The sequence below is a fragment of the Streptomyces sp. NPDC017936 genome, assembly GCF_044328485.1.
Lineage (GTDB): Bacteria > Actinomycetota > Actinomycetes > Streptomycetales > Streptomycetaceae > Streptomyces.
In genome coordinates this window covers 31,523-56,105 of sequence record NZ_JBIRHK010000005.1, presented here as the reverse complement: position 1 = coordinate 56,105, position 24,583 = coordinate 31,523, and the positions used below count along the sequence as shown (strand labels likewise).

Annotated in this window: 26 protein-coding genes; 9 read left to right on the top strand and 17 right to left on the bottom strand. The window is 72.4% G+C overall.

Going from position 1 to position 24,583, the window contains the following annotated elements; translation table 11 throughout:
- Window positions 1-10: 10 nt before the first annotated feature.
- Both ACH4F6_RS12045 and ACH4F6_RS12040 read right to left on the bottom strand, forming a co-directional pair.
- Window positions 11-463, bottom strand: coding sequence for a Fur family transcriptional regulator (locus ACH4F6_RS12045; RefSeq protein WP_397959905.1), 453 nt, complete (start codon window positions 461-463; stop codon window positions 11-13).
- 32 nt (window positions 464-495) lie between these two features.
- Window positions 496-1,071 carry an FABP family protein gene (locus ACH4F6_RS12040; RefSeq protein ID WP_397959904.1) on the bottom strand — a complete coding sequence of 192 codons (576 nt, stop codon included), beginning with the start codon at window positions 1,069-1,071 and terminating at the stop codon, window positions 496-498.
- 341 nt (window positions 1,072-1,412) lie between these two features.
- On the opposite strand from ACH4F6_RS12040, the gene ACH4F6_RS12035 reads away from it, so the two are divergent.
- Entirely contained in the window at window positions 1,413-1,775 is a 363-nt protein-coding gene (locus tag ACH4F6_RS12035; RefSeq protein WP_397959903.1) for a DsrE family protein, read from the top strand.
- A 7-nt stretch (window positions 1,776-1,782) separates the two neighbouring features.
- Here ACH4F6_RS12035 and ACH4F6_RS12030 read toward each other — a convergent pair whose 3' ends face one another.
- The 8 genes from ACH4F6_RS12030 to ACH4F6_RS11995 all read right to left on the bottom strand — a co-directional run bounded on the left by ACH4F6_RS12030 (window position 1,783) and on the right by ACH4F6_RS11995 (window position 7,236).
- Window positions 1,783-2,043 (bottom strand): DUF3099 domain-containing protein, encoded by a 261-nt coding sequence (locus ACH4F6_RS12030; RefSeq protein ID WP_397959902.1) that lies wholly within the window; start codon window positions 2,041-2,043, stop codon window positions 1,783-1,785.
- Window positions 2,044-2,131: 88 nt separating this feature from the next.
- Window positions 2,132-2,419, bottom strand: a complete 288-nt coding sequence (locus ACH4F6_RS12025; protein WP_004986406.1) for a DUF1416 domain-containing protein — start codon at window positions 2,417-2,419, stop codon at window positions 2,132-2,134.
- A 45-nt stretch (window positions 2,420-2,464) separates the two neighbouring features.
- Window positions 2,465-3,310, bottom strand: coding sequence for a sulfurtransferase (locus ACH4F6_RS12020; protein WP_397959900.1), 846 nt, complete (start codon window positions 3,308-3,310; stop codon window positions 2,465-2,467).
- Between the two features lie 135 nt (window positions 3,311-3,445).
- On the bottom strand, window positions 3,446-3,526 hold the full coding sequence (locus ACH4F6_RS12015; RefSeq protein WP_350751515.1) for an Ms5788A family Cys-rich leader peptide: 81 nt from the start codon (window positions 3,524-3,526) through the stop codon (window positions 3,446-3,448).
- A gap of 289 nt (window positions 3,527-3,815) precedes the next feature.
- A complete protein-coding gene (locus ACH4F6_RS12010; RefSeq protein WP_397959899.1) occupies window positions 3,816-4,541 on the bottom strand; it encodes a DUF2993 domain-containing protein in 726 nt (241 codons plus the stop codon).
- 123 nt (window positions 4,542-4,664) lie between these two features.
- A complete protein-coding gene (locus ACH4F6_RS12005; protein ID WP_397959898.1) occupies window positions 4,665-6,098 on the bottom strand; it encodes a hypothetical protein in 1,434 nt (477 codons plus the stop codon).
- A 2-nt stretch (window positions 6,099-6,100) separates the two neighbouring features.
- Window positions 6,101-6,355, bottom strand: a complete 255-nt coding sequence (locus ACH4F6_RS12000) for a MoaD/ThiS family protein (protein WP_397959897.1) — start codon at window positions 6,353-6,355, stop codon at window positions 6,101-6,103.
- 41 nt (window positions 6,356-6,396) lie between these two features.
- Entirely contained in the window at window positions 6,397-7,236 is an 840-nt protein-coding gene (locus tag ACH4F6_RS11995) for an alpha/beta hydrolase (protein WP_397959896.1), read from the bottom strand.
- Window positions 7,237-7,407: 171 nt separating this feature from the next.
- Here ACH4F6_RS11995 and ACH4F6_RS11990 point away from each other — a divergent pair, with 171 nt between their 5' ends.
- From ACH4F6_RS11990 to ACH4F6_RS11960, 7 genes are all read left to right on the top strand, one after another.
- Window positions 7,408-8,187 (top strand): winged-helix domain-containing protein, encoded by a 780-nt coding sequence (locus ACH4F6_RS11990; RefSeq protein ID WP_397959895.1) that lies wholly within the window; start codon window positions 7,408-7,410, stop codon window positions 8,185-8,187.
- Window positions 8,188-8,292: 105 nt separating this feature from the next.
- Window positions 8,293-9,315 (top strand): LacI family DNA-binding transcriptional regulator, encoded by a 1,023-nt coding sequence (locus ACH4F6_RS11985; protein ID WP_397959894.1) that lies wholly within the window; start codon window positions 8,293-8,295, stop codon window positions 9,313-9,315.
- 227 nt (window positions 9,316-9,542) lie between these two features.
- Window positions 9,543-10,748, top strand: a complete 1,206-nt coding sequence (locus ACH4F6_RS11980) for a S1C family serine protease (RefSeq protein WP_397959893.1) — start codon at window positions 9,543-9,545, stop codon at window positions 10,746-10,748.
- Between the two features lie 29 nt (window positions 10,749-10,777).
- Window positions 10,778-10,993, top strand: a complete 216-nt coding sequence (locus ACH4F6_RS11975) for a hypothetical protein (RefSeq protein ID WP_397959892.1) — start codon at window positions 10,778-10,780, stop codon at window positions 10,991-10,993.
- Between the two features lie 104 nt (window positions 10,994-11,097).
- Window positions 11,098-11,835 (top strand): response regulator transcription factor, encoded by a 738-nt coding sequence (locus ACH4F6_RS11970; RefSeq protein WP_397959891.1) that lies wholly within the window; start codon window positions 11,098-11,100, stop codon window positions 11,833-11,835.
- Window positions 11,832-13,331 (top strand): sensor histidine kinase, encoded by a 1,500-nt coding sequence (locus ACH4F6_RS11965; RefSeq protein ID WP_397959890.1) that lies wholly within the window; start codon window positions 11,832-11,834, stop codon window positions 13,329-13,331. Before ACH4F6_RS11970 ends, ACH4F6_RS11965 begins: the two co-directional genes overlap by 4 nt.
- Window positions 13,332-13,441: 110 nt before the next feature.
- Window positions 13,442-15,541 (top strand): pectinesterase family protein, encoded by a 2,100-nt coding sequence (locus tag ACH4F6_RS11960; protein WP_397959888.1) that lies wholly within the window; start codon window positions 13,442-13,444, stop codon window positions 15,539-15,541.
- Between the two features lie 138 nt (window positions 15,542-15,679).
- Here ACH4F6_RS11960 and ACH4F6_RS11955 read toward each other — a convergent pair whose 3' ends face one another.
- The 4 genes from ACH4F6_RS11955 to ACH4F6_RS11940 all read right to left on the bottom strand — a co-directional run bounded on the left by ACH4F6_RS11955 (window position 15,680) and on the right by ACH4F6_RS11940 (window position 19,887).
- On the bottom strand, window positions 15,680-17,428 hold the full coding sequence (locus ACH4F6_RS11955; protein WP_397959887.1) for an ABC transporter ATP-binding protein: 1,749 nt from the start codon (window positions 17,426-17,428) through the stop codon (window positions 15,680-15,682).
- 115 nt (window positions 17,429-17,543) lie between these two features.
- The gene (locus tag ACH4F6_RS11950; RefSeq protein WP_397959886.1) at window positions 17,544-17,675 is read right to left on the bottom strand and encodes a hypothetical protein; all 132 of its coding nucleotides are present in this window, start codon (window positions 17,673-17,675) and stop codon (window positions 17,544-17,546) included.
- Window positions 17,676-17,728: 53 nt separating this feature from the next.
- Entirely contained in the window at window positions 17,729-17,854 is a 126-nt protein-coding gene (locus tag ACH4F6_RS11945; RefSeq protein ID WP_397959885.1) for a hypothetical protein, read from the bottom strand.
- Window positions 17,855-18,084: 230 nt separating this feature from the next.
- On the bottom strand, window positions 18,085-19,887 hold the full coding sequence (locus ACH4F6_RS11940; protein WP_397959884.1) for a bifunctional metallophosphatase/5'-nucleotidase: 1,803 nt from the start codon (window positions 19,885-19,887) through the stop codon (window positions 18,085-18,087).
- Window positions 19,888-20,125: 238 nt separating this feature from the next.
- On the opposite strand from ACH4F6_RS11940, the gene mshD reads away from it, so the two are divergent.
- Window positions 20,126-21,052, top strand: coding sequence for a mycothiol synthase (mshD, locus tag ACH4F6_RS11935; RefSeq protein ID WP_397959883.1), 927 nt, complete (start codon window positions 20,126-20,128; stop codon window positions 21,050-21,052).
- A gap of 323 nt (window positions 21,053-21,375) precedes the next feature.
- Here the strand turns inward: mshD and ACH4F6_RS11930 are convergent, their stop codons facing one another.
- From ACH4F6_RS11930 to ACH4F6_RS11920, 3 genes are read right to left on the bottom strand one after another with little or no spacing between them, the layout of a single operon-like run.
- A complete protein-coding gene (locus ACH4F6_RS11930; RefSeq protein ID WP_397959882.1) occupies window positions 21,376-22,155 on the bottom strand; it encodes an ABC transporter in 780 nt (259 codons plus the stop codon).
- Entirely contained in the window at window positions 22,143-23,693 is a 1,551-nt protein-coding gene (locus ACH4F6_RS11925; protein WP_397959881.1) for an ABC transporter permease, read from the bottom strand. The genes ACH4F6_RS11930 and ACH4F6_RS11925 overlap by 13 nt, the downstream gene beginning before the upstream one ends.
- Window positions 23,690-24,559: an ABC transporter ATP-binding protein gene (locus tag ACH4F6_RS11920; protein WP_397959880.1), complete on the bottom strand. Its 870-nt coding sequence runs from the start codon at window positions 24,557-24,559 to the stop codon at window positions 23,690-23,692. Before ACH4F6_RS11920 ends, ACH4F6_RS11925 begins: the two co-directional genes overlap by 4 nt.
- Between the last annotated feature and the right edge of the window lie 24 nt (window positions 24,560-24,583).

Below are 24,583 nucleotides of genomic sequence, written 5' to 3'. Positions count from 1 at the left end.
GGGGCCAAGCCTACGACTCGGTAAGGGAACCCTTGGCCGCCGAACCCTTGAGCGAGCACTCCGCGCAGCGGCCGAAGATCGCGAAGTGCTTCATGTCGGTGTCGAAGCCGAACGTGTCGCGCAGTTTCGCCGTGAACTCGGCGGCGATCTCCACGTCCGCCTCGATCACGCCCTCGCAGTCGCGGCAGACCAGGTGGATGTGGTGGTGCCGGTCGGCGAGGTGGTAGGTCGGCGCCCCGTGCCCGAGGTGGGCGTGGCTGACCAGCCCGAGCTCCTCCAGGAGCTCCAGGGTCCGGTAGACGGTGGAGATGTTGACCCCCGACGCCGTCTTCCTCACTTCCACGAGGATGTCGTCAGGGGTCGCGTGCTCCAGTGTGTCCACGGCTTCGAGCACGAGTTGCCGCTGCGGGGTCAGGCGGTAGCCACGCTGCCGCAGGTCGCTCTTCCAGTCGGTGCTCACCACACCGAAGAGTCTAGGACCACACGGCGCCGTGCCTACTTGAAGAAGGCGATGCCGTCGTCCGGGAGGTCGTCCGGGAGGGCCTTGGCCCAGCGTTCGACCTCCTCCGGGGTGACGACCTTCTTCAGGTGGGCCGACATGTAGGGGCGCAGTTCCACGTCCGGCGTCTGCTTCTCGCCGACCCACATCAGGTCGCTCTTGACGTAGCCGTACAGGCGCTTGCCGCCGGTGTACGGGCGGGAGGCCGCCGTCCGCGCCACCGCGTCCGTGACCAGGTCGATCTGCGGCTTCTTGTCGGCGAGCTCGCCGTACCAGATCTCGATGACGCCGTCGTCGCGGGTCATCGTCACCTCGACCTTGCGGTCGGCGTCGATCCGCCAGAAGCCGGACTCGGACTCCAGCGGCCGGACCTTGTTGCCGTCGTTGTCGAGGACCCAGGTGCGGGAGCGGTACTCCAGGAAGTCCCGGCCGTCGTGGGTGAAGGTGACCTCCTGCCCGAAGTTGCACTTCTCGGAGCCGGGGAAGTCGTGCACGCCCGCGCCCGCCCACTCACCGAGCAGGAAGGCGAGGGGGACGAGGTCCTTGTGGAGGTCGGACGGGATCTCGATCATGGGTGCGATTCCTGGAACGTGTCGGTCAGCGCTGGCCCTGGTACAGCTTCTTCACGGTCAGCCCGGCGAAGGCGAGGACGCCGACGCAGACCAGGACCAGCAGGGCTTCGAAGAAGATCTCCACGGGGTGCTCCTCGGATGAGCGGGGTTGGTTCCGTACTGCACAAGGCCGCTCCCCAGCTTACGCGGCCGGGGAGCCGCCTTCCGTACGAGGTGGGCCTCCGAGCGGTCGGCCCGGAGGCCGGCCCCGCGGGATCACCGGATCCACCGGGTGCCGGACGGGCTCGGCGCGGTGCGCACCGGGCGCTCCACGGGCCCGGCGTTCGCCCTACGATGCGGGCATGGCGAAGAAGCTCGTGATCAAGGTGACGGCGGGGGCCGATGCCCCCGAGCGGTGCTCGCAGGCGTTCACGGTCGCCGCGGTGGCCGTGGCCAGCGGGGTCGAGGTGTCCCTGTGGCTGACCGGGGAGTCCTCCTGGTTCGCGCTGCCGGGCCGGGCCGCCGAGTTCGCGCTGCCGCACTCCGCCCCGCTGCCCGACCTGGTGGACTCGATCCTGGCCGGCGGCCGGATCACGCTGTGCACGCAGTGCGCGGCCCGGCGGGACATCACCGAGAAGGACGTCCTGGAGGGCGTACGGATCGCGGGCGCGCAGGTGTTCGTGCAGGAGTCCCTCGCCGACGACACGCAGGCCCTGGTCTACTGACCGGCGGCTAGGGACGGCGCTTCTTGCCGTCCAGTTCGTCCCACCACCGGTCGGACTGCGGATCGCCGGAGGGGTCGTCCCACCAGCGGTCGTCGGGGCCGCGGCGGTTGGCGACCATCGCGGCCAGCGGCGGGATGACCATCGCGACCACGCACATCCCGACCGCGACCGGCACCGACCAGATGCGCACGACGGCCCAGGCCAGGACGAACAGCGTGACGCAGGTGCCCATCATGGCGAAGTACAGGTGACGTCGCCGCGCGTACATACGTCCAGCGTAGGTCCGCGCAGGCCGAAGGGCCGCACCCCGGGTGTCCGACCCGAGGGGTGCGGCCCTTCGGCCGGTCGTCAGCGGTTCAGACCGCGATCGCGACCTCCGCGAGGCCACCCTGCTGGGCGACGACCGTGCGGTCCGCGGTGCCGCCGGGGACGAGAGCTCGCACGGTCCAGGTGCCCTCGGCCGCGTAGAAGCGGAACTGGCCCGTCGCGGAGGTCGGGACCTCCGCCGTGAACTCGCCGGTCGAGTCCAGCAGGCGGACGTAGCCCGTCACCGGCTCGCCGTCGCGGGTCACCTGACCCTGGATCGTGGTCTCACCGGGCTTGATCGTCGAGGCGTCCGGGCCGCCGGCCTTCGCTCCACACATGTGATTCTCCAGAGGGGGTCTGACCAGAAGGTCGGTCGGTCGGGGTTACTTGGCGGGGCCGAGCTCGATCGGCACGCCGACGAGGGAGCCGTACTCGGTCCAGGAGCCGTCGTAGTTCTTGACGTTCTCCACGCCCAGCAGCTCGTGCAGCACGAACCAGGTCAGGGCCGAGCGCTCACCGATGCGGCAGTAGGCGATGGTGTCCTTCGCCAGGTCGACCTGCTCGGCGGCGTAGAGCTCCTTGAGCTCCTCGTCCGACTTGAAGGTGCCGTCGTCGTTGGCGTTCTTCGACCACGGGATGTTGCGGGCGCTCGGGACGTGGCCCGGACGCTGCGACTGCTCCTGCGGCAGGTGGGCCGGGGCGAGCAGCTTGCCGGTGAACTCGTCGGGCGAACGGACGTCGACGAGGTTCTGCGAGCCGATCGCGGCGACGACGTCGTCGCGGAAGGCGCGGATGGACGTGTCCTGCGCCTTGGCCTTGTACTCGGTGACCGGGCGCTCGGGCACCTCGGTGCCGTCGACCAGCTCGCGGGCGTCCAGCTCCCACTTCTTGCGACCGCCGTCGAGCAGCTTGACGTTCTCGTGGCCGTACAGCTTGAAGTACCAGTACGCGTAGGACGCGAACCAGTTGTTGTTGCCGCCGTAGAGGATCACCAGGTTGTCGTTGGCGATGCCCTTCGACGACAGGAGCTTCTCGAAGCCCTCCTGGTCGATGAAGTCGCGGCGGACCGGGTCCTGGAGGTCCTTGGTCCAGTCGATCCGGATCGCGTTCTTGATGTGGTTCTTCTCGTAGGCGGACGTGTCCTCGTCCACCTCGACGATGGCGATGTTCTCGTCGTCCAGGTGGTCCTGAAGCCAGTCGGCGTCGACCAGGACGTCGCTGCGGCTCATGCTCGTTCTCCTCCGGGGCAGTTACGGCGGCGTGTGCAAGAAGAAGGGGTGCGCGACCGGGTCTCGCCGGCGGCCGGCGCACGGGTGCCCTCGGTGAGGGCGCCGGGAGGCGCGGAAGGCCGGCGGCGCTTCCGCTCAGAAGGGGCGACAGAGCATGGCGGCGACGCGGCACAGGTCTACTGCCCGCCGCTTCGTGAGGTCCGCCTGTCGCTTCATGCGGTCGATCGTAGGGAGGGACAGGCGCACGTGTCACCGGCGTGTCGCATGATGAGACGCGATCGTCCGCATAGCGGTACGAGCGTCGGCGTCCGGGTGCCTCCGCGCGCGTCGCGGGCAGACGCCCGGGCGCTCACATCTGCGGTACGGACACGGACGTCTCGCCTGTCGGACGGCTGCCGCTCGTCCGCGCGGCCGAAAGCCCGGCCGGGCCCCGTCCGGCCCGCGCCCCGCGCCGTCCGGCCGTGTCCGGCCACGTCCTCACGGTCCTGTCCGGCCGTGTCCAGCCCTACCCGGCCAGACGGACGTCGGAACCCTTCACCGAGATGTTCACGCCGTTCTGCCCCGTCTCGACCTTGTCGAGCTGGATGCCGCCGGGCAGGTCGTCGATCTTCTGCTCGAAGTCGGTGATGCCGCGGACCTGGTCCTCGGCGGCCTGCACCCCGCCGAAGCTGGGCAGCGTGTCGGCGTGCACCCGGACCGTGTCGCCCTCGACGGTGACCGTGCTGAGGACCGGGACGGTCTGCTTCATGCCGAGGGCGGACACCTCGACGGTGACCTTGATCTTGCCGTTGCCGCCGTCGGCGAGGCCGGTGACCCGCGCGGTGGCCGGGCCGATCTCGGTCGGCTCCGACGCGGCGGTCTTCAGCAGCTCCGCGTAGCTGATGGACGCGGTGCCGGTGGCGCTGGAGGCGGTGGCCGAGCTGTAGTCGCCGGAGAACTCGACGCCCTTCATGTGCGCCTCGAGGTCGTCGATGCGGATCTTCCGGCCCTCCGCGCCCGCGGCCTCGTAGTCCTGGATGCCGACCTCCACGTCGTCCAGCTCGCCGCCGACGACCTGGGTGAGGAAGGGGAAGCCCTTGATGGACACGTCCGGGGTGGCCGCGAGGTTCTCGGTCGTCCGCAGCCTGTCCGCGACCTCGTCCTCGGCGAAGTTCACGGCGAGGCGGTCCGCGAGCACGAACAGGCCGCCCAGGACCACGACGACGACCAGCAGTATTCGAAGCGCACGCATGCGGTGTTCCCCCGGGGGTCCGACAGTCGGTAGAGGCTCACGGTAACGCCGCGTGGAGGGGGGTCCGGAATTTGTCGATCACCTGTGACAGAGGGGGCGCCGCGGGCCGGCGGCGCCCGTCGCTCAGCCCAGCGCCCGTCCCAGCACGTACACCGCCGGGGCCGCGGCCGCCAGCGGCAGGGCCACGCCCGCCGTGAAGTGGACGAAGCGGGACGGGTAGTCGTAGCCGGCGACCCGGTGGCCGATCAGCGCGCAGACCGCCGCGCCCGCGCCGAGGAACGCGCCCCGGGCGCCCAGGCCGGTCATCCCGCCGACCGCGATGCCGGCGCCCGCGGCCGCGAGCAGGGAGACCACCACCGACGCCGGGGTCGGCAGCGGCAGCGCACGGGCCAGGACGGCGACCGCGACGGCGGCGGCGCCGACCGTCACCGCGTCCGGGTCGGCCCCCAGGTGGCCGGTGGCGACGATGGCCAGCGCGGCCGAGGCGACGGTCGCCATCAGGCCGTACATCCGCTCGTCCGGGTCCGCGTGCGAGCGCAGCTGGAGGACGAGGCAGAGCAGGACCCAGACGCCGAGGGTGCCGAGGATGGCGGCGGGTGCGTGGGCGCGGCCCGCCACGAGGAGCGCCGCGTCGGAGACCAGCGCGCCCAGGAAGGCCAGGGCGATGCCCTGCCGGGCCGGCCACATGCCGTTCAGCCGGAACCAGCCCGCCGCGGTGACGGCCTGGAGGACGACGAGCGGGACGAGCAGGGCGTACGTGCCGACGGCCGCCGCGCCGGACAGGAGCAGTCCGAGGAGCGCGGTGAGCGCGGCGGGCTGCATCCCGGGCTCGATGACCGGCGAACGGCCCTCCAGACGGGCCCGCTGGGCGTCGGTGATCCGGGCGTTGCCGGCGAGGGTGGCGGGGCCGTAGGCGGGTCCGGCGCCCTCGGCGCCGTCCGACCGGGAGTCGGGGGCGGGGGCGGGGACAGGGGCGGCGGGCGCCGGCTCGGGGGCGGGGGAAGCGGAAGCGTAGGACGCCTGCTGCCCTCCGTACGACTGCTCCTGTCCGTACGCCTCCTGCCGCTGTCCGTACGCCTCCTGCCGCCCGCCGGGGGAGGCAGGCCGCTGCCCGTACGGTGCCTGCTGCCCGTACGGCGCCTGCTGTCCGTACGTCTCCTGCCGCTCCCCGTGGGCGGCCTGCTGCTGCCCGTACGGCGTGTGCTGCTGCCCGTGCGGCGCCTGCTGCCGCCAGGCCCCGGGCGCCTGGGCGGGGCCGTGCGGGGGCAGGGAGCCGCCCGGCTGCGGGCCGCCGTACACCGGGGCGTCGCCCGTCTGCGGCGGCAGGTACGCGGTCTCGGCCGCGTCCACGGCGGGGACGGGCGGCTGGACGCCGGTCTCCCAGGTCTGGCCCTGCCACTCCTGCGTGTACTGGAGGTGCGCCTGCGGGTCGTCGTACCCCTGCTGGTGCTGCCCGGGCCACGCCTGCGGCTGCTGCGGCTGCCGGTACGGGTCGTAGCCCTCGTACCCCTGCTGCTGTCCCTGGCCCTGTCCCCGGCCATGGGGCTGGTCGGTCATCCTCACCCTCCTGCGAACGGCGGGAGCACCTCGACCGTGCCGCCGTCGGCCAGCCGTACCGTCTCATGTGCGCGGGTGCCCACGGGGTCGCCGTCGACGAGGAACGAGCACCGCTGCAGCACACGCACGAGTTCACCGGGGTGCCGCTGCCGCGCGCTCTCCAGCGCGTCGGCGAGCGTGGCCGCGTCGTACGGCTCCTCGGCGACGCCCGCCGCGGCCTTGGCGGCCGCCCAGTAGCGCACCGTGCCCTTTGCCATCTGGTTCCTCAGTCAGTCCATCGACGGTCAACAGGGTCAGGCTAGCCCGCCCGGGAGACCGCCCAGTCCCCGATGCGGGCCAGCAGGCCCTCGGTGACGGCGTGCTCGGCGTGGCCCATGCCGTGCTCCAGCCAGAGGTCGCCGCGGTCGCCGGCGGCCTCGGCCAGCATCCGGGGGTGGTCGAGGGGGAAGTAGCCGTCCCGGTCGCCGTGGACGATCAGCAACGGCGTCGGGGCCGTCCGCGGGACCGCCTGCACCGGGGAGAGGGGGACCGGGTCCCAGTCACGGTGGTGGATGCGGGTGCGGAAGCCGTAGCGGCCCACCAGACGGCCCTCGGGGCGGGTGACCAGCCAGTGCAGGCGGCGCATGGGGGCCGTGCCCCGGTAGTACCAGCGGGCCGGCGCGCTGACCGAGACCACCGCGTCGACCGTGCCCGGGTGCAGGGCCGCGTGCCGCAGCACCACCGAGCCGCCCATGGAGAAGCCGACGGTGACCACGCGCGCGTGCCCCAGACCGCGGGCCCAGCCCACCGCGGCCGCCAGGTCGAGGACCTCCCGGTCGCCGACCGTGGAGCGTCCGCCGGAGCGGCCGTGGCCCCGGAAGGAGAAGGTGACGACGGCTCCGTGCCGCCCGAGCGCGGACGCCACCCGGCGCACGTGCGGGCGGTCCGCGTCCCCCGTGAAGCCGTGGGCGACGACGAACACCAGGTCACGGGAGGGTGGCGCGGAGGCGTCGTATACGACCCGTGCCGGTTCGTATACGGAATCGACGGGAATCCCGTCGACTGTGCGCAGAAACGTCCGGATAGGTGCGCGTCTGCTCGTCTCGGCATCCGGACGATCGGTGGATCGCGCCGCTTGACCTGCCGGGCTGTTGCTCATGTGAGCTATTCTGCTGGGCAGAGGACTCGGGCAGCGTTGCCCCCGGGTCCTTTTGTGCTTTCGGAAGCGTTGTATACGAAGCGGGAAACCGCAGGTGTACGGGGCCTTCGGGATCGCAGAGCAGTTCCGCACCGCCCACGTCCTCGCAGGGACCGAGGAGGAACCAGACGTATGAGTTCTCTGCTGCTCCTGACCAACGCCCTCCAGCCGTCGACGGAGGTGCTCCCCGCCCTCGGCCTGCTGCTGCACAACGTGCGCGTGGCCCCCGCGGAGGGACCCGCGCTCGTCGACACCCCGGGCGCCGACGTCATCCTGATCGACGGCCGCCGTGACCTGCCGCAGGTGCGCAGCCTGTGCCAGCTGCTGCGCTCCACCGGCCCGGGCTGTCCGCTCGTCCTCGTGGTGACCGAGGGCGGTCTGGCCGCCGTCACCGCCGACTGGGGCATCGACGACGTCCTGCTCGACACCGCCGGCCCGGCCGAGGTCGAGGCGCGGCTGCGGCTCGCCATGGGCCGCCAGCAGATCGTCAACGACGACTCCCCCATGGAGATCCGCAACGGCGACCTGTCCGTCGACGAGGCCACCTACTCCGCGAAGCTCAAGGGCCGGGTCCTCGACCTGACCTTCAAGGAGTTCGAGCTGCTGAAGTACCTGGCGCAGCACCCGGGCCGGGTCTTCACGCGCGCCCAGCTGCTCCAGGAGGTCTGGGGCTACGACTACTTCGGCGGCACCCGGACGGTCGACGTCCACGTACGGCGGCTGCGCGCCAAGCTCGGACCCGAGCACGAGTCGCTGATCGGCACCGTCCGGAACGTCGGTTACCGATTCGTTACCCCCGAGAAGATCGACCGCGCCGCCGACGAGGCCAAGGGCGCGGCGGACCGGGCAAAGACGGACGATGCGGACAACGTGGCCCCCGTGGGCGCCGACGAGGTCGCGGCGGAGGCGTAGTACCCGCCGGTACCCTCCGGCACCCGCTCGGCGAGGGCACGGGCCGCGCACAGGGAACCGGCGTACGCCCTGCCCACGGCGGGTCCATCCGCGTAGACTCCGCGCGTGGCCAAGGTGACTCGGGACGACGTGGCACGGCTGGCAGGGACTTCCACTGCCGTCGTCAGCTATGTCATCAACAACGGACCCCGGCCGGTCGCCCCGGCCACGCGCGAGCGTGTCCTCGCCGCCATCAAGGAGCTGGGGTACCGGCCCGACCGGGTCGCCCAGGCGATGGCGTCCCGGCGCACGGACCTCATAGGCCTGATCATCCCGGACGCCCGCCAGCCCTTCTTCGGCGAGATGGCGCACGCGGTCGAGCAGGCCGCCTCCGAGCGCGGGAAGATGGTGCTCGTCGGCAACACCGACTACGTGGCCGAGCGCGAGGTGCACTACCTGCGCGCCTTCCTCGGGATGCGGGTGTCGGGGCTGATCCTCGTCAGCCACGCCCTCAACGACCTGGCCGCCGCCGAGATCGACGCCTGGGACGCCCGGGTCGTCCTGCTGCACGAGCGGCCCGAGGCCATCGACGACGTCGCCGTCGTCACCGACGACCTGGGCGGCGCCCAGCTCGCCGTACGGCACCTGCTGGAGCACGGCTACGAGTACGTCGCCTGTCTCGGCGGCACCGCCGAGACGCCGTCCGTCGGCGACCCCGTCTCCGACCACGTCGAGGGCTGGCGGCGCGCCATGGACGAGGCCGGGATCAGCACCGAGGGCCGGCTGTTCGAGGCGCCGTACAACCGCTACGACGCCTACCGGATCGCCCTGGAGCTGCTGTCGGGGCCGGACCGGCCGCCCGCCGTCTTCTGCTCCACGGACGACCAGGCGATCGGTCTGCTGCGGGCCGCGCGCGAGCTGCGCATCGACGTGCCCGGCGAACTGGGCGTGGCGGGCTTCGACGACATCAAGGAGGCGGCCCTCGCCGACCCGCCCCTGACGACGGTCGCGTCCGACCGTTCGACGATGGCCCGCGCGGCCGTCGACCTCGTCCTGGACGACGGGCTGCGCGTCGCGGGATCACGCCGTGAACGGCTGAAGACGTTCCCGTCGCGGCTGGTGGTGCGGCGGTCCTGCGGCTGCCCGTAGGAGCCGGCCCGACCGCGAGCCCGTGCCTTCTCCCCGGGCCTCGCCGTCTGCGGGAGCGGCTGCGTGGGACGGCTGCGTGAGACGGCTGCGTGGGACGGCTCCGTGAGGGGCGTCCGAGAGGCTCCGGGCCGATCCGGGAACCGCTTCATCCGGGACCCACGAGGTTCTGCCGGGGTTCTCAGGGAGCACTCAGGGAGCTCTCATGGTCGGGCGCGAAGCTCGATGGCATGACCGAGAGCTTCCGCCGCAGCGGCGATCACGACGCGTACGAGAACCCCGCGGACCCGTACCAGGGCGCCCCGCAGCACGTCTCCGCCCCCGTGAACCCGGAGTGGCCGCCCCCGCCCGGGTACCGGCCGGCGCCGCAGCCCGGCGAGCCGACGGCCGCGGAGCCGGCGGCCGCGTGGCAGGCGCCGGCGCACGCCCGGCCGTCGCAGGCGTACGCCGCCGCCGGGGACGGCAGCGGCGGCGGGACCGCTCTGCTCACCCCCGTGACGGCCGGGCCCGCGCCGCACGCCCCGGCCGCGGATGCGGCTGCGGACGCGGCTCCGGCTCCGAAGAAGCGCGCCCGGGGTCCGTTCGCGCTGCTCGCCGCCGTGGCGATCGTCGCCGCGGCCATCGGCGGCGGCACGGCCTACGGCATCCAGGAGCTGACCGGCAAGGACGAGGTGGCCGCCACGGCCACCAGCACCAGCGTGGTGGCGGCCGGCAAGGCCGGCGACGTCGCCGCGATCGCCTCCGCGGTCAGCCCGAGCGTCGTCGAGGTCAACGCCACCCTCGGCAGCGGGTCCTCCACCGGCTCCGGTGTGATCATCACCGGCGACGGCGAGATCGTCACCAACAACCACGTGATCTCCGGCGCCTCCGCGGTCAAGGTCAAGACCAGCGACGGCAAGGAGTACACCGCCCAGGTCCTCGGCACCGACAGCAAGAAGGACCTCGCGCTGATCAAGCTGGAGGACGCCTCCGGCCTGAAGGCGGCCACCCTCGGCGACTCCGACGACGTCCAGGTCGGTGACACGGTCGTCGCGATCGGCTCCCCCGAGGGCCTCACCGGCACCGTGACCAGCGGCATCGTCTCCGCCCTGAACCGGGACGTGACCGTCTCCACCGACGAGAGCCAGGGGCAGCAGCGGCAGCAGCAGGGCGGCGGCTGGCCCTTCGAGTTCGGCGGGCAGCAGTTCAACGGCGACACCGGCTCGTCGACCACGACGTACAAGGCGATCCAGACGGACGCGTCCCTCAACCCCGGCAACTCCGGCGGCGCGCTGATCGACGCGAGCGGCAACATCATCGGCATCAACTCCGCGATGTACTCCGCCGCGGACGCCACCTCCTCCGACGCCGGCAGCGTCGGCCTCGGCTTCGCCATCCCGGTCAACACCGTCAAGGCCGACCTGACCGCGCTGCGGGCCGGCGGCTCCGACAGCTGAACCTCCACCCGACGAGCAGGGAGAACGTCATGATCAAGCAGGTTTCGCACCCGGTGAACGGCGTCGGCGCGGCCGACCTCGGCCTGGCCCTCGACGTGGCGTACGAGCTGCACGCGCCCGTGCCGCAGGCGGCCCCGCGGGCCCCGGAGGTCGCGGCCCCGCAGATGATGGGCCTGCGCACCACGGCCGCCCGCCCGCACCGCCGCAAGGTGCCGCTGAACCGGCTCGCCACGATGCACGGCTGAGCCCGGCCCTCCGCCCTCACCCGCAGGCCGGGAAGCATGCGACGCTGAAAGCGTTCAGCACCCGCGGCCTCCCGCCGTCCCCCGCACCCGAGGAACCGACGCCCATGAGCTCCGCCGAAGGCGACCGTGACCCCCACCGCATCCTGATCGTCGACGACGAGCCGGCGGTGCGCGAAGCACTCCAGCGCAGCCTCGCCTTCGAGGGCTACGACACGGAGGTCGCCGTCGACGGCGCCGACGCCCTGGAGAAGGCGACCGCCTACCGCCCCGACCTGGTCGTGCTGGACATCCAGATGCCCCGCATGGACGGGCTCACCGCCGCCCGCCGTATCCGCGGGGCCGGCGACACCACACCCATCCTCATGCTGACCGCCCGCGACACCGTCGGCGACCGGGTCACCGGCCTCGACGCGGGCGCCGACGACTACCTGGTCAAGCCCTTCGAACTGGACGAGCTGTTCGCCCGCGTGCGGGCGCTGCTGCGGCGCAGCTCGTACGCGGCGGCGGCCGGCGCGGCCGCCGCGGAGGAGGACGAGGCCCTCGTCTTCGCCGACCTGCGCATGGACCTGGCGACGCGCGAGGTCACCCGGGCCGGCCGGCCGGTGGAGCTGACCCGGACGGAGTTCACGCTCCTGGAGATGTTCATGGCGCACCCGCGCCAGGTCCTCACCCGCGAGCAGATCCTGAAGGCGGTGTGGGGCTTCGACTTCGAGCCGAGCTCCAACTCGCTGGACGTGTACGTGATGTACCTGCGCCGCAAGACGGAGGCGGGCGGCGAGCCGCGCCTCGTGCACACCGTGCGGGGCGTGGGATACGTGCTGCGGCAGGGCGGAGCGGAGTGAACAGGCTCGTACGGCGGCTCCGGACCCTTCCCATTCGGGCCCGGCTGTCGATGCTCGTCGCCGCGGCCGTGGCGTTCGCGGTGGCGGCGGTCTCCGTGACGTGCTGGTTCATCGTGCAGGGGAAGCTGTACCAGCAGGTCAACGAGGACCTGAACAAGATGTCGCAGCCGCAGCGGTTCGACGAGGTCGAGGACCTCCTCGTGACCTGCCCCGAGGCCGCCCCCACCGACCAGGCGCCCCAGAACGACCGGAACGACTTCGGCGGCCTGCGGACGCAGAGCACCTACGTCCAGCTGGTCAAGGCGGACGGCACGCCCTGTGTCTCCTCGAACTCGACGGGCACCGTCGAGGTCACCGGCGCCGACAAGAAGGTGATCGAGGACGCGAACAGCGACGACGACGTCCTGCACGACGGGATCATCCGCAACGGCACCGACGCGGAGGGCAACGCCGTACGCGTGCTGACCACGCCCCTGCTCGTCACCATGGGCGGCCCGCCGCGGCTGTACCCGGACACCGCCCTCCAGATCGCGCTCCCCCTCAAGAGCACCCAGTCCACCCTCAACGACCTCGCCCTCATCCTCCTCCTCGTCTCCGGCGTCGGGGTCCTCGGCGCCGGGGCCGCCGGTCTCGCGGTCGCCCGTGCCGGGCTGCGGCCCGTCGACAGGCTCACGGAGGCGGTCGAGCACGTCGCCCGCACCGAGGACCTGAGCATCCGCATCCCGGTCGAGGACGACAGCGAGGACGAGGTCGCCCGGCTCTCCCGTTCCTTCAACTCGATGACCTCGGCCCTGGCCAGCTCGCACGAGCTGCAGCAGCAGCTGATCGCGGACGCGGGACACGAACTCCGCACGCCCCTGACGTCGTTGCGCACGAACGTCGAACTCCTCACCCGCAGCGAGGAGACGGGCCGTCCGATCCCCGCCGCCGACCGCAAGGCGCTCCTCGCCTCCGTGAAGGCGCAGATGACGGAGCTGGCGTCGCTGATCGGCGACCTCCAGGAGCTGTCCCGCTCGGAAGGCCAGCGCGGCGAACGCGTCCAGGTGGTGTCGCTGGGGGACACGGTCGAGGCGGCGCTGGGCCGGGCCCGGCTGCGCGGCCCCGAGCTGACCATCACCTCGTCCCTGGAACCCTGGTACACCCGGGCCGAACCGGCTGCCCTGGAACGCGCGGTGGTCAACGTCCTCGACAACGCGGTGAAGTTCAGCCCCGAGGGCGGCACGGTCGACGTGCGACTGGCCGGCGGCGTCCTGACCGTCCGCGACCACGGTCCGGGCATCCCCGAGGACGAACTCCCGCACGTCTTCGACCGCTTCTGGCGTTCCCCGAGCGCGCGGGCCCTCCCCGGCTCGGGGCTCGGTCTGTCCATCGTCGCCCGCACGGTCCGCCAGGCCGGCGGCGACGTCACCCTGGCCCGCGCCCAGGGCGGCGGCACGGTGGCGACCGTCCGTCTGCCGGGGGCTCCGACGCCGCCGCCGGAGACGCCGGCCGTGTGACACCGCGTCCTTCGGCCGGGCGGCTCCCCGCCCTTCCTGCCGCGGCAACCTTTCCGTCCCGGGCGGCGACCCACCAGCGGTCCCAGTCCCCCACAGGAACGGAAGGTCGTATGAGTGCGCACCGCGACACAGACACCGGCAGGCCCCGCCACCGCAGGCGCGGGAGGACGCTCGCGCTCGGGGTGCCGCTGACCCTGACGGCGGCCGGCACGCTGGCGTACGGGTCCGTCTTCGGGCTCGGCGCCCAGGAGAACGCGTCCGCCGCCCCCGCCGCCGCCCCCGCGTGGGCGACCGCGACGGCGGACGGCTTCGCCTCGGTCGACGCGCTGGGCCAGAACGGGACGTACGGCGGCCGGGACGGCAAGACCGTCACCGTGAAGACGCTCGCGGACCTCGAGAAGTACGCGACCGCGGCCGAGCCGTACGTCATCGTCGTCGCCGGGACGATCACCATGAACCCGGTCGGCAAGGAGATCAAGGTCCAGTCCGACAAGACGATCATCGGCTCCGGCACCTCGGGGCACATCGTGGGCGGCGGCTTCTTCCTCGGCCAGGGCGTCCACAACGTGATCATCCGGAACCTGACGATCCGGGACGCGTACCAGGGCGTCTGGAACGACAAGGACCACGACTTCGACGGCATCCAGATGGACGGGGCGCACCACGTCTGGATCGACCACAACGACCTGCGGCACATGGCGGACGGACTGATCGACGTCCGCAAGGACAGCACGTACGTGACCGTCTCCTGGAACAAGCTGAGCGACGACAACAAGGCCTTCGGCATCGGCTGGACCGAGAACGTCGTCACCGACATCACGATCCACCACAACTGGATCCGCGAGACCGAGCAGCGCAACCCGTCCACGGACAACGCCGCCCACGCGCACCTCTACAACAACTTCCTGGAGGACGTGGCGGGCACCACCGTCACGTCCTCGTACGGCAACTACTCGCGCGGCAGGACGAAGATGGTCCTGGAGAACTCCTACTTCCAGGGCGTCAACAACCCGGTCATCAAGGACAGCACGGCGACCGTCGTGCAGAAGGGCAACACCTTCTCCGGGACGACCGGGCGCAACGAGAGCGGCGGGACCGCCTTCGACCCGAAGACGTACTACGGCTACACCCTCGACAAGACGGCCGACGTGCCCGCGCTCCTGAAGTCGGGCGCCGGGCCGCGCAGCACCCTCGGCACGACGGCGGCCACGACGGCCGCCACGACGGCCACGGCGACCACCAAGGCGGCGGCCGCCACCACCCTCACCGTCGCGCAGGACGGCAGCGGGCAGTACCGCACCGTGCAGGCCGCCGTGAACGCCGTGCCGGCGAACAACCCGTCCCGGGTGGTCGTCTCCGTCAAGCCGGGCACCTACCGCGAGCTGGTCAAGGTGCCGAGCAACAAGCCGCACGTCACCATCCAGGGCACCGGTGGCAGCCGCAAGGACACGGTGATCGTCTACAACAACGCGTCCGGCACGCAGAAGCCCGACGGTTCGGGGACGTACGGCACCGGCGGCAGCGCCACCGTCGCCGTCGAGGCGGACGACTTCCAGGCCCGCAACCTGACCATCTCCAACGACTTCGACGAGGCCGCCCACCAGGACATCGCCCAGCAGGCGGTCGCCCTGCGCACCGCCGCCGACAAGGTGTTCCTCGACGGCGTCATCGTCAGCGGCGACCAGGACACCCTGCTCGTCGACACCGCGTCCAAGGACAAGCTCGGCCGCGTCTACATGACCAACTCGTACGTCATCGGCAACGTCGACTTCATCTTCGGGCGGGCCACCGCGGTGATCGACAAGTCGGTCATCACGCTGAAGAAGCGGTTCAACGGGACCTCCGCGGGCTACGTCACCGCGCCCAGCACCGCCGCCGGCCGCAAGGGGATCCTGATCGCCAACTCGACCGTGAACGGGGACGTCTCCGACCGGTCCTTCTACCTCGGCCGGCCGTGGCACGCCGGTGGTGACGCGAGCCTCGACCCGCAGACCACCGTGCGGAACACCTCCCTGAGCGCCGCCGTCAGGACCACGCCGTGGACCGACATGAGCGGCTTCTCCTGGAAGGACGACCGGTTCGCCGAGTACAAGAACACCGGCGCCGGATCCGGCAGCGCGAGCGCCGACCGGCCCCAGCTGACCGACGCCCAGGCCGCCGGCCAGGAGGTCGCGGACTGGCTGGGCGACTGGACGCCCACGGCTTCCTGACCTCGTCCTCCCGACCGCCCCGCGGGCGCGTCCCCCGCACCGGCGCCACGAAGCGGTCCCCTGCCCGGGGACCGCTTCCGTCGTCCGGGGGCCGTCGCTCGTCGCCGCGGTCCCCGGACGGCCGTGCCCTGCGTCGTCTCACGCCGCGGACGCCTCCGCCGGCCAGGGCCGCGCCAGTCGCGCGTAGACCGGGCAGCGGGTCATCAGGTCGTCGTGCGTCCCGGCGTCCACGAGGCGGCCCTCGTCGACCACGAGGACGCGGTCCGCGTCCGGGGCGAAGCCGAGATCGTGGGTGATCATGATGGTCGTACGGCCGGACATCAGGCGGCGCAGGGGCTGGACGATCTGCCGGGCGGCGACCGAGTCGAGGCCGGCGGTCGGTTCGTCGAGGACGAGGACGGGGGCCGCGCGGAGCATCGCGCGGGCGATGGCGACGCGCTGGAGCTGGCCGCCGGAGAGGGCGGCGGTGCCGGGGGCGAGGAGGGTGTCGTAGCCGTCGGGGAGGGCGGTGATGAAGGCGTGCGCCGCCGCCGACCTCGCGGCCTGCTCGATCTCCCGGTCCGAGGCCCCGGGCCGGCCGCACGCGATGTTCTCGCGGATCGTGCCGTTGAGGACGAGGGTCTGCTGCGGGAGCAGGGCGACGTTCTCCCGGAGGAAGTCCAGGCGCACGTCCGTCAGCGGGACGCCGTCGAGGGTGACGACGCCGGCGCCGGGGTCGTAGAAGCGGGTGAGGAGCTTGGCGAGGGTGGACTTGCCGGCGCCGCTCGGGCCGGTGACCAGGACCAGTTCGCCGGGGCCGGCGGTGAGGGCGATGTCCCGCACGGAGTCCCGGGCCGCCCCGGGATGGCGGAAGGTGACGCCGTGGAAGCCGACCCGGCCGCTCACCGGCCAGGGATCGACCGGTGCCGCGGGGTCCCGGACGGCCGGCTCGGCGTCCAGGACCTCGGCGATGCGTTCCGCCCCGGCCGTGGCCGCGGTGACCGTCAGGCCGAGCCCTCCGAGGGCGCGGACCGGCGGGTAGAGGTAGCCGACGAAGGCGGCGAAGGCGAGGAGCTCGCCCAGCGTCATCCGGCCCGCGGAGATCTCCCAGACGCCGAGTCCGATCACCGCCAGCACGCACAGCGTCTCGACGACCTCCACGAACTGCTCGTACATCTCGCTCAGCCGCGCCCCGCGCACGCTCGCCCGCATCCACGCGCGCGCCTCCTTCTCCAGGCGCCGTTCCTCGTCCCGGCGCCGGTTGTAGGCCTGCGTCAGCACGATGGTGCCGAGCGACTCCTCCACCACGGAGGTGATCGCGCCGTCCGCGACCCGCTCGTCCTGCGAGGCCCGCTTGATGCGGCCGGAGAAACGGCGGGCGGCGAGGAGGAAGAGGGGGGCGAGGACGAAGGTGGCCAGGGCCAGGTCCCAGCGCAGGAAGAGCGCGGCCGCGGCGTAGAAGACCGCGGAGAAGGCGGCCGAGGCGGTGCCCACGACCCCCGACACGACCATCTGCTCGATGGCCTCGACGTCTCCGGTGAGGCGTGCGACCAGGTCGCCCTGGCGGTGCCGCTGGAAGAAGTGGGGCGGCAGTCCCTGGACGTGTCCGAAGACGCTCGCGCGCAGGCGCAGGACGAATCTCTCGGCCGTCCAGGTCGCGAGCGAGTTGCCGAGGTAGCCGACGAGCGCGCCGAGCGCGGCGACGGCCAGCCAGGCCCCGGCCGGTCCCCAGAACGCGGAGAGCGATCCGGCCCCCAGGGCGTTGTCGGTCAGTTCGGCGAACAGCAGGATCGCGGCGGTCTCGGTGAGCGCGGACACCACCACGCAGGCCACGATCACCAGCATCCACCCGCGGTCGCCGCGGGTCAGCGGCCAGAAGCGGCGGAAGGCCTCCCGGGCTTCCCTCATCGTCGGCAACTCCCTTCGGGGTACGGCGGACAGGCGCCGGTGTGCGTCACGGCGGCGGACATGCCGAGGCGGGGCCGCCGATCGCCGTGCCGGCGGCCCCGCCTCGCGGCGTGTCTCAGCCCTGGTGCGCCACCGGGCGGCGCTTCGGGGCGGTCTTCTTGGCGGCCTTCTTCGCGGCGGGCTTCGGAGCCGGGACGGCGGCCGTCTTGCGGGTCTTCTTCACCGGGGTGACCTTGCGGAAGCTCATGGATTTCTCCCTCTCTCTTGCCTTTTCCTGTGATTTGCTTTGGTTAAGCTTTGTCAGCCCTCATGGGCCACCGGGCGGCGCTTGGGAGCAGTCTTCTTCGCCGCCTTCTTCTTCGATGCCGGGGCGGTAACGGCGGTCTTGCGGGCCTTCTTCACGGGGGTGACCTTGTGGAAGCTCATGACCTTCTCCTTGTTTCGTCGTTTGCGTTCCGACATGGAAAACACTACGTCACCGAAAGCCGGAAGAAGGCCCATTCCGCTGAGACCTCGATGAAATCCATCTGAGACGAATTTCAGGGCGCCCGGGGAACCGAAATCCGATTCACACAGAATTTATGACGGCGAAAAACGCGAGGGGCCCGGGAAGCGTGGCGCGCTTCCCGGGCCCCTCGAAGGGACCGGAGGTCCGGTTACCTGACGATCGTGATCCGGTTCGCGGCCGGGGTCGCGATCGGAGCGGCGGCCGAGGAGTTGGCCGTCAGGTACTGCTCCAGGGCCGTCAGGTCGTCGCTGCCGACCAGGTCGTTGCCGCCCTGGCCCAGGGTGGTGAAGCCGTCACCGCCGCCCGCGAGGAAGCTGTTCGTCGCGACGCGGTAGGTGGCGGCCGGGTCGATGGCCGCGCCGTTCAGCCGGATGGAGTCCGTGACGATCCGGTCGGCGCCGGACTTCGTCAGGTCCAGGGTGTAGGTCAGGCCGGAGGACGGCTGGAGAACCTTCGGCGACGCCTCGTTCGTGCCGGTCACCTGCTCCTTGAGCACCTGGATCAGCTGCGCGCCGGTGAAGTCCTGGAGGTTCACCGTGTTGGAGAACGGCTGCACGGTGAAGCCCTCGGCGTACGTCACCACGCCGTCGCCCTCGTTGCCCTTGGCCGCGTAGGTCAGGCCGGCCCGCACACCGCCCGGGTTCATCAGCGCCAGGTCGGTCTCCGGGTCCAGCTGCTTGCCGTACCAGAGCTGCGCGTCCGCGATCAGGTCGCCCATCGGGGACTCGGTGCCCGTGCTGGGGACGTCGCCGGAGATGTAGCCGATCGCGCGGTTGCCGATGGGAGCGGCCAGCGTGTTCCACTTGCCGATCAGCTGGGTCATGTCCGGCGCCTTGGCCACGGTCCGGGTGACCACGTGGTTCGCCGACTTCACGGCCGTGCGGGCGATGTCCCCGGTGAAGCGGTCGTACGTCAGCGTGGTGTCCGTGTACAGGCGGCCGAACGACGCGGCCGAGGTCACCGTGCGCGGCTTGCCCGACGGGTCCTTGACGGTGCACGCGTACGCGGCGTGGGTGTGGCCGGTCACCAGCGCGTCCACCGCCGGCGTGACGTTCTTCGCGATGTCGACGATCGGGCCGGAGATGCCGTCACCCGCGCCCGGCGAGTCGCAGTCGTAGTTGTACGACGTCGAGGCGGGCTGGCCGCCCTCGTGGATCAGCGCGACGATCGACTTCACGCCCTGGCGCTGGAGCTCCTTGGCGTACTTGTTGATCGTCTCGACCTCGTCCTTGAACTTCAGGCCCTTGACGCCCTCGGCGGAGACGACGCCCGGCGTGTCCTCCAGGGTCACGCCGATGAAGCCGATCTTGACGTCCTTCTTCTTCCAGACCCAGTACGGCTTCAGGACCGGCTTGCCGGTCTTCTCGTTCAGCACGTTCGCCGCGAGGTACGGGAAGTCGGCGCCCGTGAACTCCTCGTCCGTGTAGCAGCCGTCCGTCGGGTGGCAGCCGCCGTTCTGCAGGCGGGCCAGTTCCTTGGCGCCCTCGTCGAACTCGTGGTTGCCGACGGAGGTGACGTCCAGGTCCAGCTTGTTGAGCGCCTCGATGGTGGGCTCGTCGTGGAACAGGCCCGAGATCAGCGGGGAGGCGCCGACCATGTCGCCGCCGGCCGCGGTGATCGAGTACGCGTGGCCCGCGCGGGCCTCGCGCAGGTGCGTGGCGAGGTACTCCACACCGCCCGCGTCGATCGTCTTCGTCGTGCCGTCCGCCTGGAGCTCGGTGACCCGGCCGGAGGAGCCGGACGGCGGCTCGAGGTTGCCGTGCAGGTCGTTGAAGGACAGCAGCTGCACGTCCTCGTAGCGGTTCGGCAGCGGCTTGCCGTGCTCGGCGTCGTGCGCGCCGGCCGGCAGCGCGGAGACCAGGGCGCCGGCGGTGGCCAGACCGGCGGCCGCCGCGAGCAGCCCGTACGTACGGCGTCTGCGGCTCGGATACGACTGGGAAGTGGCTGGCATGCGCCCCCCTGTGGTGTCGGCAGTGGTGTCGGCGTCCTCCGGGCCGGACCGGCCCTGGGAGGCGTGTGAGACAAGTGGCCCCGTCGGGCGGCAGCCTAGAGTCAACGCGCGTAGCGCGACAGGGGGTTCATGGTTACATCCTGGTTTCCCTTTGCCTTCCGCTTGTCGTTCGTTCCGCTGCGCCGTTCCCCCTTCCCGTACCGCCACTTTGCCCGGCCCGCCCCTTACCCTCGTACGCATGACCAGCGACGACACCGCACGGTTCCCCGGCTCCCGATCCATCGAGACCTACTCCGCGCTCTCCCCCGAACAGACCGAGGCCGTCCTCGACCTGCTCGCGGAAGCCGCCCGGAGCGACGGTCAGCAGGCGGTGTCCGAGCAGGGCCGGCTGCAGTTGCGCGGCGGTGCCCGCGAGGGCGTCGCCCACCTGCTGCTCACCCTGGACGGCGAACTCGTCGGCTACGCCCAGCTGGAGGACACCGACCCCGTCGAGGCCCCGGCCGCCGAGCTCGTCGTCCACCCCGCGCACCGCGGGCACGGACACGGCCGTGCGCTCGGTTCGGCCCTGCTCGCCGCCACCGGCAAGCGGCTGCGGGTCTGGGCCCACGGCGGCCACCCCGCCGCCCGGCACCTCGCACAGGTCCTGGGGCTGACGCTGTTCCGCGAACTCCGTCAGATGCGCCGCTCCTTGACCGACCTCGACCTGTCCGAGCCGGTGCTGCCCGAAGGCGTGACCGTCCGCGCCTTCGTCCCCGGGCAGGACGACGGCGCCTGGCTCGCCGTCAACGGCGCCGCCTTCGCCCACCATCCCGAGCAGGGCTCCCTCACCCAGCGCGACCTCGACGACCGCATGGGCGAGCCCTGGTTCGACCCCGCCGGCTTCTTCCTCGCCTTCCGCGGCGACCGGCTCGTCGGCTTCCACTGGACCAAGGTCCACGCCGAGGAGGGCCTGGGCGAGGTCTACGTCCTCGGCGTCGCGCCCGGCGCCCAGGGGGGCGGCCTCGGCAGGTCCCTGACCACGGTCGGCCTGCGGCACCTCGCGGCGCAGGGGTTGCCCACGGCGATGCTGTACGTCGACGCCGACAACAAGGCGGCGGTGTCGGTGTACGAGCGGTTGGGGTTCGTCACGCACGAGACGGACCTGATGTACCGGACGGAGACCTGAGGCTTCGTCGACGGTGCGGGGTTCGGCGTGCGGTGCGGCGCGAGCTCCGGGGCGACGTTCGGCGCGGACGCTTCCGCGTGACGCCCCGGTGCCGGTGCGGATGCTTCTCCGGTGACGCCCCGGTGCCGGTGTCGCCGGGGGCTGCCGTCCCCGGCGCCCTGCTCCGGTTGCGAACGGGCCCCGTCCTCGCACGCGTCCGGAGGGGGCGCCCTCGGACGGGCCGGGTTCGCCCGGCCCCGACCGTCAGGCGGCCGGCGGGCCGGGGCGGACCGCCGGGCGCCGCCGAGCAACCGCACCGGGCGGGGCGTCCCGGCCGGCCCTCCTCACGTGCCGAACCTCACCGGCCGGCGCCGCAAGGGCTCCGGTGTGCACAGGGCTGTCGCCGTGAGCGCCACGCCCAGGAGCACCGCCCATCTCACCTGCGTCGCCTCCCACCAGGGCTCCCCCGGCACGGCCGACAGTCCCCACCGCTGCGGGACGAGCAGCGCCACGGCCGTGACGACGCCGAGCCGGACCGCCGTCGCCCTGCCTGCTTCCGCCACGTCCGTGAAGCGGACGGTCAGGGTCGCGAGGGCGACGGCGGAGGCGGCCACGGCGGCGGCCTCGAGGGTGGCCGTACCGAGCGGTGGGCGGATCGGGCCGGGTATGAGGAGCAGGGCCGCCGTCCACCACAGGGCGGTGAGCGGGGCGACGAGCGCCAGCCGCAGGCCGGCGCGGAGCGGACGGCCGAGCGGGGTCGTCGCGGTCGTGTGGCGGGCGGGGTCGTCGAGCAGGAAGGCCAGACCGAGCGCGCCGCTCAGCGCGATCAGCCGCACGATCCCCAGTGTCGACCCGTCTCCGGGCGCCCATTCCTTCCACCGCACCACCGCGGCGAGCAGCAGACCCGTCCCCCCGGCCGCACCCAACGCCCGCCAGGGAAGCGTCCGCCAGAGACAGGGGGCGAGGGAGCGGAGCAGGGCGGACGTGAGGACCGCCTTGTCACCGGCAGGGGTGAGGACCCCCCTGCCGTCGGTACGGACCCCTGTGCCCGGTCCTCCGGGTCCCGAGACGCGGCCCGTCGGACGGCCCTCCCGCCGATACGTGTCCTTCTCTACTCCTCGCATGCTTCCGCTCCCTTCGGCGCGGAGACACCCAGCAGCTTCGCCGCCTCCGCCGTGGAGGTCTCCGGCGACGTCAGTTCGGTCCAGTGGGCCTTGACCCGGGCCGTCATCTCCGCTCTCGGGCGGGCCAGCATGGCACCGACCACCGCCGTCTGCTGGTCCGACAGCAACAGGCCGTCCGTCGGGGTCAGGACCACGCCGGAGCCTGTGGCGCTGTCGTCCAGGCGCACGTTCTTGAAGGTGGACATGGGCGTGGGGTCGGTGCCCAGGACCAGCCACATGACCGTCACCGGCCTGGCGCCGCACAGGTGCTGGGCCGCGTCCTCGGAGCCCGCCACCAGGACGGAGGCGACGCCGACCGCGAACTCGGGGACGCGGTTGCCGCCCCAGCGGGTGCCGACGGTCACCTCGGCGGGTGTGGTGGAGGAGGCCAGGGAGGTGTCGACCTCCACACCGCCGCTGGTGTCGATGCGCTGGCGCACCGTCAGACGGGTGCGGGCGGCGCTGCCGCCGGCTGCGGACTGCACCCGGTCGACGACCCGGGACCAGTCGTCGCGCACGCCGTCCCACTCGGGGAAGGCGCAGTACGTCGACCTGCCGTACGTCGTGCACGACTGGACCTTCTGCGGGGTGGTGGACGCCGTCTTCCGCGCCGCCTGAAGAGCCGCCGTGTCGCGCGGGATCTGGCCGATCACACCGGCCGCGGTGGCCGCGAGGGCGAGAGCGGTCGCCGTCCTGACGGCGCGGGTGCGGCCGCCGGCGAGCAGGAGGGCCGCGCAGGTCAGCACCGCGCACAGGCCCACGACGTAGAGCGCGTGCCAGGCCGCCGGGCGGCCGAGCAGGTCGGAGGGAACGGGGTCGTCGCCGCCCTCGACGTCGAGGAAGGCGACGGGCGAGAGCCGGCCCACCCACGCGTCGCTGACCCCGGCCGCCGAGGCGACGACGGTCAGCACGTACACGACGACCACGAACAGTATGGGCGCGAAGGGGGAGGGCAGCAGACGCGCCAGCAGGACGCCCGTGACGCCGGCCAGCAGGACGCCCAGGGGGCCGACGGCCAGCTCGGCGAGCGAGCCGTGCCCGATCGCCCCGGGCTTCAGCGCTTCCCGGGTGTACTCGACGGCGACGACGACCGCCGTGAGCACCGCGTACGGCACCACGGAGAGCAGGTGCGCGAGCGTGCGCCGCCAGGGCTCCATGGCCAGGACGCCGAACTGCTGGAGCGTGCCGTGCTTGCGGGAGCGCAGTGCCGCCGCGTTGGCGCAGATGAGCAGGGCGATGGAGAACAGCAGGGGTGCCGTCTGGATCTGGCGGTCGACCACGTGGAGGACGGGGTAGTCGTCCATGCCCTCCTGGTGGGTCATCCGCAGGGCGACGAGTCCCACGTAGAGGGCGAAGAAGACCAGCACCGGGATCTGGAGGGCGAGTTCACGGGCCTCGAAGCGGGCCAGCGCGAGGACCGCTCCGGTGCGGCGGGCGGGGCGCTCGGGAGCGGGGAGGGCGGCGGCCGGCTCCGTCAGGGGCGTGATCGTGCCGTTCATGCCGTCACCGTCCTGCTCTCGCTGTCGAGGGCGAGCAGGTAGCCGTCCTCCAGGGTGGGGTCGAGGAGATCGGCGCCCCGCGGGGGGTCGCCGATGTTGCGGAAGGCGCCGGTGCCGGTGCGCCAGCCGGCCAGCGCCCCCGGGTCGCGCTCCGCGCTGCTCCAGACCCGGCCGGCCGCCCGGGCGGTCAGCTCGGCGGGGGTGCCCTCGAAGCGGACCCGGCCGCGGGCGAGGACGACGACCCGGTGGCAGAGCATCGCGACGTCCTCGGTCTGGTGGGTGGACAGCAGGACCGTGCGGCCCTCGCCCGCATCCGCGATCAGCTCGCGGAACCGCATCCGCTGCTCGGGGTCGAGTCCGACGGTCGGCTCGTCCAGGACGAGGAAGCCGGGGTCGCCGACGAGCGCGGCGGCCAGGGCGACGCGCTGCCGCATGCCGCCGGACAGCCGCTTGATGCGCCGGCCGCGCACCGCCGAGAGGTCGACCGCCTCCAGCACGCGCCGCACCTCGCGGTGCCGGGCACCCCGGTCGGTCAGCTCCTTCAGGATCGCGACGTAATCGACGAACTCGAAGGCCGTGAAGTCCGGGTGGAAGCCGGGGGTCTGGGGCAGGTAGCCGAGGGAACGGCGCAGGGCCAGCCGTCCGGCCGCCGTGCCCGGGTCGTGGCCCAGGGCCTCGAACTCGCCCCGGTCGGCCGGGACGGCCGTGGCCAGCACCCGCAGCAGCGTGGTCTTCCCGGCGCCGTTGGGTCCGAGCAGGCCGGTGACGCCCCGGGTGAGCCGCAGCGAGACGCCGTCGAGGGCGTGGGTGCCGCCGTAGCGCAGGGACAGGCCGGTGGCCGTCACGGTGGTGGGCGCGGTGGTCATGGAGTGCTCCTGGAGGTCCGGTCG